At 70.9% G+C, this 6,832-nt stretch carries 7 protein-coding genes and 1 pseudogene; 5 read left to right on the top strand and 3 right to left on the bottom strand.

All coding sequences use genetic code 11. The annotated features are described in order from the left end of the window. The 3 genes from EJK15_RS66340 to EJK15_RS66330 form a co-directional block, all read right to left on the bottom strand. On the bottom strand, nt 1–686 hold a 686-nt coding region (locus EJK15_RS66340), incomplete at its 3' end, for an endonuclease/exonuclease/phosphatase family protein (protein ID WP_138720444.1). After that, on the bottom strand, nt 683–1,975 hold the full coding sequence (locus EJK15_RS66335; protein ID WP_138720443.1) for an aminotransferase class V-fold PLP-dependent enzyme: 1,293 nt from the start codon (nt 1,973–1,975) through the stop codon (nt 683–685). The genes EJK15_RS66335 and EJK15_RS66340, both read right to left, overlap by 4 nt. Nucleotides 1,976–2,030: 55 nt before the next feature. Further along, entirely contained in the window at nt 2,031–3,056 is a 1,026-nt protein-coding gene (locus tag EJK15_RS66330; RefSeq protein ID WP_240778076.1) for an EAL domain-containing protein, read from the bottom strand. A 136-nt stretch (nt 3,057–3,192) separates the two neighbouring features. Here EJK15_RS66330 and EJK15_RS66325 point away from each other — a divergent pair, with 136 nt between their 5' ends. The 5 genes and pseudogenes from EJK15_RS66325 (at nt 3,193) to EJK15_RS66310 (ending at nt 6,600) form a co-directional block, all read left to right on the top strand. After that, a complete protein-coding gene (locus EJK15_RS66325; protein ID WP_138720441.1) occupies nt 3,193–3,867 on the top strand; it encodes an acVLRF1 family peptidyl-tRNA hydrolase in 675 nt (224 codons plus the stop codon). Beyond that, on the top strand, nt 3,864–4,028 hold the full coding sequence (locus EJK15_RS72305; RefSeq protein ID WP_171075379.1) for a hypothetical protein: 165 nt from the start codon (nt 3,864–3,866) through the stop codon (nt 4,026–4,028). Before EJK15_RS66325 ends, EJK15_RS72305 begins: the two co-directional genes overlap by 4 nt. A gap of 201 nt (nt 4,029–4,229) precedes the next feature. After that, nucleotides 4,230–4,627, top strand: a pseudogene (gene tnpA / locus EJK15_RS66320) (IS200/IS605 family transposase). A gap of 6 nt (nt 4,628–4,633) precedes the next feature. Beyond that, nucleotides 4,634–5,929, top strand: a complete 1,296-nt coding sequence (locus EJK15_RS66315; RefSeq protein WP_138720440.1) for an RNA-guided endonuclease InsQ/TnpB family protein — start codon at nt 4,634–4,636, stop codon at nt 5,927–5,929. 242 nt (nt 5,930–6,171) lie between these two features. Further along, nucleotides 6,172–6,600 (top strand): Uma2 family endonuclease, encoded by a 429-nt coding sequence (locus EJK15_RS66310; RefSeq protein ID WP_240778075.1) that lies wholly within the window; start codon nt 6,172–6,174, stop codon nt 6,598–6,600. The last annotated feature ends 232 nt before the right edge of the window (nt 6,601–6,832 follow it).

The raw sequence follows: 6,832 nt of genomic DNA, 5'->3' as shown, positions 1-6,832 counted from the left end.
CCGCCCGCCCGCGGCCAGGCGCTCAGGACGTAGTCGAAGCGGCGGTCCGGGTAGAGGCCCGGACGCGCCCACGGGTTGGCGCTGCTCCACGTGTAGCCGGGGCCGCCGTCGCCGGCCACCTCCCAGGCGTCGTAGAACACCACCCCGGGCGTGCCAGGTGCGCTTCGGCCGGTCAGCATCCTCATCTCGTCGCTGTCGGGCGGCGCGTTGAAGTCGCCGCACACCACCGTAGGATGCCGCCGCGAGGCCACCTCGCCCACGAACGCGGTCAGCGCCCGCACCTGCGACTGGCGCACCTCCGACTCGTCCAGACGGAACGAGCCGATCATCACGCTGAACACCTGCAGCGGCCCGCGCGGCCCCGCCAGCTCGCAGAAAAGCGCGATGCCCGGCATCGCGCCGCCCGGCATCGCGCCGCAGGGCAGCTGCCGTTGCTCGCGCCGGGTGATCGGCCAGCGTGACAGCAACGCGCACGAGGACTCCTCCGAGGCTGCCGCAGCGTGCTCGTAGCCGAGCGCCTGGCCGGCCCACTCCTGCAGCGCCACCACGTCGGGCGCCAGCTCGCGCACCACCTTCTCGATTCGCTCCGTGCGCTCGGCGTGCGGGCCGTACTCGCCCCACACGTTCCAGGTCAGCACGCGCACGCGGGTCTCGATCAGCGGCCCGTACGGCTCCGCCCAGTTCATGCCAGCCCCTCCACCGCCTTGATCGCCTGATCCACCTGCTCGGGCGTGGTCACGATGCTGGTGCCGAAGCGCAGCAGCGACGGGTTGTACGGCGTGACGCTCGCGACCACCTTCTGCCCGTGGAGCCGCTCCACCGCCTCGAACGGCTCCATGCCCCTGATCGAACAGCACACCAGCCCGGCCGACAACTCCGGCGACTCGGGCGTGGCCGGCGTGACGTGCGGGATCTCCCGCAGACCGGCCTTGAGCCTGGTGGCCAGCTCCTGTGTGCGCCGCTGGACGCGGTCCTTGCCGATCGCGGTCATGAAGCCGAACGCCTGCGGCATCGCCCACCGGTGCTCGAACGCCTTGTAGCCGCCCGGCGTGACCAGCTCGGCCGTGCTCGCCCCCGGCGACTCGCCGCTCTGCCAGGCGCCGAACGCGGCCTGGCTGAAGCTCGGGATGATCGGGGCGATCGCGTCCCAGGCCCGGCCCCACACGATGCCGGTGCCGCGCGGGCCGAAGAGCCACTTGTGCGTGCCGCTGACCAGGAAGTCGCAGCCCAGGTCCGCCACCCCGTCGGCCATCGCGCCGAACCCGTGCACGCCGTCCACGCACAGCAGTGCCCGGTCGTGCTCGTCGCGGCCCTTGTTGACCTCGGCCAGCATGTCGGCGATGGCCCGGACGGGCACGCGGACGCCGGTGCTCGAATGCACCCAGGTGATCGCCACCACGCGCGTCCGCGGGCCGAGCCCGTCCTTGACGGCGGACACCATCCGGTCGGTGGAGGCTCGCGCCGGGTCGTCGTACAGCCGCACCCTGCGCACCTTCGCGCCCGTGCGCTCGGCCAGCAGCCGCAGGCCCTCGTGGGTGGCCAGGAAGTCGTGCTCGGTGGTCAGCACGTCCTGGCCCGGGCGCAGCCGGAGGCCGGAGTAGAGCAGGCCGAGGCCCATCGTGGTGCTGTCGGTCAGCGCGATGCCGTCCGGCTCGGCGCCCAGGTAGCGGGCCGCGGCCTGGCGTACCGTCTGGTCGGGGGACTGGGCGCTCGGCGGGGTGTACTCAGGGTCGGCGTCCAGGGCGTCGCGGTGTCTCCTGATCGTCTCGCGGACCGGTGCCGGCGCGGGGGCCAGCACGAACGCCGCGAACTGCCCGTACGCGGGGTCCAGCGCGAACTGGGCCCGGACCGAGGCCCAGTCCCCAGGGTCGAAGGCGAGTGTCTTGCGGGCGGGCGCGGGCGCGGGCGTGGACGTGCACGCGGCCACCCCGGCCAGCACCCCCGTGCCGAGCAGGGCCCGTCTGTTCAGCGGCATGCCTCCTTCTTATCGGTGCATCGCGCCGCCGCCCAGGACATGCCGCGAGTCGTTATCAGCTCCTGACCGAGGCCACCTGCCTGATCAGGTCGGAGACGCGGACGATGCCCAGGCAGCGGTTCAGCTCGTCGGTCACCACCAGGTCGTCGTAGACGCGGGCCGAGTCCCGGCCCGCGGCCTGCATGGCAGCGATGGCCGGGGTCGTCCGCGGCACCGTGCGCGGCGGGTCGGCCAGCCGCTGCGCCGGCTTCGACCCGTGCAGGGCGTGGCCGAAGCGGGCCGCGAACGACAGCAGGAACCGGCTGCGGTCCAGGCTGCCCTTGGGCCGCTGGAACTCGTCCACGAGGATCACGCTGGTGATCGTCGGCTCGTGCCCGAACGCCGCCACGGCCTCCTCCGCCTTCGCCGCCTCCGGCAGCGTCACGGCCGGGATCAGCAGCTCCTGCACGCGCGGGCCCAGCATGATCGTGTCGGGCGACTCGTCGAGGAGGGGGAGCGGCACCCGTACCTTGCCATCAGGGCCTGGGGCGAGCAGAGGGCCGTGCGCGAGGCGTACGCCGAGGCCGCGGGCCACCGCCACCTGCGCCTCGCGCTCGACGCCCGGCGCCATCACGTGGGAGCCGATGCCGCGCGCCAGCGTCACCACCGACCGCGCCACCGCGGTCGCGCGGTGGTCGCCCGGGATGCGCGCCACGAGATCGGGATTGAGCGCCAGCAGGTACGGCGAGGAGTTCGTGACCAGCTCCAGCGACGCCCCCTCGGATCCCACGTCGGCGAAGCCCAGCAGATAGCCGATCGTGCGCAGGCCGTCGAGCCCGGCCTTCAGAGGCGGCCGCTCCTGCTCCTGGCACGGTCCAGTGAGGAGGAGGATCGCCTCGCGCGGATGCCGGCCGGCCCTGCGCAGCGCCTCGTGCAGCGGCGCGAGCGCGCCCGCGCCGGAGAGCACCACCCGGATGGGCAGCTCCAGGACCATGGGCAGCGGGGCGGCCCGGAGCGTGCCCGAGGAGTCCACGACGGCGGGGTGCGCGATGACGGCCCCGGTGTCGAGGTCCACCAAAGGGCTGGTCAGCAGGGAGGACACGTACAGAGCATGGGGCCGGATCAGGGGCCGCAGAAGCCCCGCGAAACAAAATTTACCGACATTTCCGCTGCAGTTCCCCACCCGGCGAGAAGGGAATGCCGTTCGGTCGGCTCGCAGGTCGGCTAACCTTCGGGACATGAGCGCGCGTCCGGCCAAGGGTGGTGGCCGGTGGGTCATGGTGCCGCCCGAGCGCGTGCACCCCTGGATCGACGGCTTCGCCGGCCGCCACGGGCCCTTCTCGGCGACGGGTGATGAGCGGGTGGTGCGGCTGAGCGCGGCCGACGGTGCCCTGGCCGAGCTGCACGTGCCGTTCCCGCCCATGACTCCGCCCGGGCCGCCGCACGTCAGCCGGCTCGTCGCGCACGCCCAGGCCGAGCGGTGGGTGGGGGTCTTCCTGGTGCGGCTCGGCGGGTACGCGGCGGGCGTCTTCAACGGGTCCACGCTGGTCGGCTCGAAGGTGGGCTCGCGGCTGGTGCAGGGGCGGACGGCGGCGGGCGGGTGGTCGCAGCAGCGCTTCGCCAGGCGGCGGCGCAACCAGGCGGACAAGGCGTTCGACGACGCGGTGGAGACGGCGGTGCGGGTGCTGTCGCCGTACCTGGGAGAGCTGGACGGGGTCGTGCTCGGCGGGGACCGCAGAGCGGTGGACGCGCTGCGGGGGGACCGGCGGCTGGAGCCGCTGCTCGCGCTGGAGACGGAGCCGTTCCTCGTGGTGCCCGACCCGAAGCTGGTCGTGCTGCGCGACACGCCCGCCTCGTTCTGCGCGGTCCGCGTCCGCGTGGTGGATCCTCCAGGCGTCAGCCCTCCGGGATGACCTGGGTACTTGACCACGGTCGTCCAGGGGCGGCCCAGGTCGCAGCCGGCGAATCCCGGATCGCCCAATCCGTACTGCTGACGATCACGTTCACGTGCGTGCGCGCCGAATCGGCCGGGTCCTCCCTGGCCGAGATCAGGTGGCCCTCCGTGGTCGCCTGATTGGTGACAATCATCTGGGTCCGGCGAGAGGCGGCGACAAAGGACCCGTTGTGACATCGGCCAACCGTACCTAGCGGCTGTGCCGCTTCCCGGCGATGCGATCGAAGATCTAGGGCGCGGACCTTTGGCTTCAGCCAGGGGGGTGAGCCCTTGTCTCGAAAGTTCATGCGGTAGATAGCACAGCGCTGCATAATGGTCCATGTGGCTGTGACGCTGCGGACCAACGGCAACATCGCCTTCCAGTGCGCGTTCCACGTGGTGTGGTGCCCCAAGTACCGGCGCCGCGTGCTGGGCGGCCGGATCGAACAGCGGCTCAAGCAGCTCATCGCTGAGGTGATCGAGGAGAAAGGGGCGTGGCTGGTGGACGTCGACGTCATGCCCGACCACGTCAGCCTGATGGTCGAGGTGAACCCGCAATACGGCATCCACCGGCTGGTCAAGGCCATCAAGGCCGCTCCTCCCGGGCGCTGCGCGAGGAGTTCCCGCACCTGAAGTCCCGCCTGCCGACCCTGTGGACCAACTCCTACTTCGTGGCCACCGTCGGCGGAGCACCCCTTGAGGTGGTCAAGGGGTACGTCGAGAACCAGAAGAACCGGTGAGTGCGCATGCTCACGGGACGCAAGTACCTGCTGGACCTCACCGCCGAACAGACCGCCTTCGCCGAACGGATCGGCGGGGCGTGCCGGGCGGTGTGGAACACCGCGCTGGAGCAGCGCCGCACCTACCGGCGGCGTGGGGCGTTCATCGCCTACCACGACCAAGCCGGCCAACTGGTGGAAGCCAAAGGCGAGCCGGGGCTGGAATGGCTGGCTGGGGTACCCGGGCACTGCCTGCAACAGACCCTCATCGACCTTGATCAGGCGTGCGCCCGGCACGGGACGTTCAAGGTGCGCTGGAAGTCCAAGACACGCACCCGCCCGTCGTTCCGGTTCCCCGAGGGGGGCAAGATCGCAGTGGAGCGGCTCAACCGGCGCTGGGCGCGGGCGAAACTCCCCAAGCTGGGCTGGGTCCGGTTCCGCTGGACTCGCCCGCTGGGCGGGGCGGTCAAGAACGCCACCGTGTCGCGGGAAGGTCGGCGCTGGTATATCAGCTTCCTCGTCGACGACGGTGCCCAGACTCCCGCCCGGCATGCCAAGCCGGATGCCGGTATCGGGGTGGACCGAGGCGTGGTGAAGATCGTGACCACGAGCGAGGGGCGGTTCCACCACAAGGTGTTCGCCACCGGCCGCGAGGTCGAGCACGCCGCCAAACTGCAGCAGGACCTCGCGCGCGCCACCAAGGGCAGTAACCGGCGCAAGCGTGCCGCGCGCAGGATGGGGGCGGTCTCCGCGAAGATCCGCCGCCGCCGGGCCGACTTCGCCGCCAAGACCGCGCACGTGCTGACCCGCGACCACAACCTGATCGTGTTCGAGGCACTGAAGACCAAGAACATGACCAGCAGCGTCGCGCCCAAGCCGGACCCCGACCGCCCGGGAGCGTTCCTGCCCAACGGGGCCGCCGCCAAGTCCGGCCTGAACCGGGCCATCCTAGACAAGGGATGGCATCGGATCGAACTGGCCGTCCGCAGCAAGGCCCGGTACACGGGCAGCTGTGTGATCGCTGTCAATCCGGCGAACACGTCCATCACCTGCCACGAGTGCAAGAACGTGGATACGAGATCCCGCAAGAGTCAAGCGGTCTTCGTGTGCACCTCCTGCGGGCATCGTGATCATGCGGATGTGAACGCCGCCAAGAACATACTCACCGCCGGGAGGGCGGAGCTCGCGCAGGCCAGACCGGCCGCGCGGGCTGGGGCGCGCAAACCACGCAACCGCGTGGGCCGGAAGGCGAACCGCCAAGCAACAGCGGCGCAGGACCTCGCTACGACGAGTCCTGGGCCGGCTGGAATCCCCCGGCCTTAGCCGTGGGGAGCACTTCAAACTCTTCGTGTCCGTGCGAACAACACATAGGGAGCCCAACATAGTCATGGCATCACGCAGGCGCCCCTGCAGGCTCCTGCCCGAAACCGACACTGCACGTCTACCCGCCACGGCCCGCGAGCTGTTCGATGCGCTGCCGCCCCTTCCTGGCCTCCGCACCGAAGTCATCGATGGGAGATTGATCGTGAGCCCCGTCGGCGCCCCCCGAGCATGCAAGAATCGCGATGCTGATCTACCGTGCGTTGCTTCCTCTGCTTGTTCAACGCGGCTGGGACGGCTTTGCGGGCAATGTGGATGTCTGCATCGATGGACCGCAGACCCCGGTCGAGCCCGATTTCGTGCTCGCCCCGCCTGACTGCCGTCGCTGGGCCGACAGGGAGTTGCTGTCTTCGGGTCTGCTGATGGTGGCCGAGGTGATCTCGCCGAGCAGCGTCGAAGACGATCGGGTGAAGAAGCCTCCCATGTACGCCGCAGGCGGCGTTCCGGTCATGCTTCTGGTGGACCCGATCGCCGTACCGCCCACCGTCACCGTGCTCAGCGACGCCAAAGAAGGCGAGTACCAGACCATCACCCGCATCGCCATGGGATCCACGGTGCACATCCCCGACCCGATCGGCTTCGACCTCGACACCGCTGTCTTCTCCGAGCCCTGAAGGCTCTTCGTGGTCGACCGCGCTGGCCGCGCTTCCCGAGGACGTGATCGTGGACTCGGCCGAGTTCGCGCGGATCCGCGGGCTCTGGGTGGAGCGGTTGGCCGCCCTCGTGCGCAGGGCGCAGGCGGAGGGCTCGATGTGACGGCGACGCCCGCCGGGGTGGGCCGGGCGGGCGGCCACGGCGCCGGCCGGTCAGGCGAAGGCGTCCCTGTGGTCGGCGAGGAAGGTGGAC

This window comes from Nonomuraea basaltis (assembly GCF_005893125.1).
Classification (GTDB): domain Bacteria; phylum Actinomycetota; class Actinomycetes; order Streptosporangiales; family Streptosporangiaceae; genus Nonomuraea; species Nonomuraea basaltis.
Note: the sequence above shows the minus strand (reverse complement) of the source record. Positions and strands in the feature narration are given on the sequence as shown.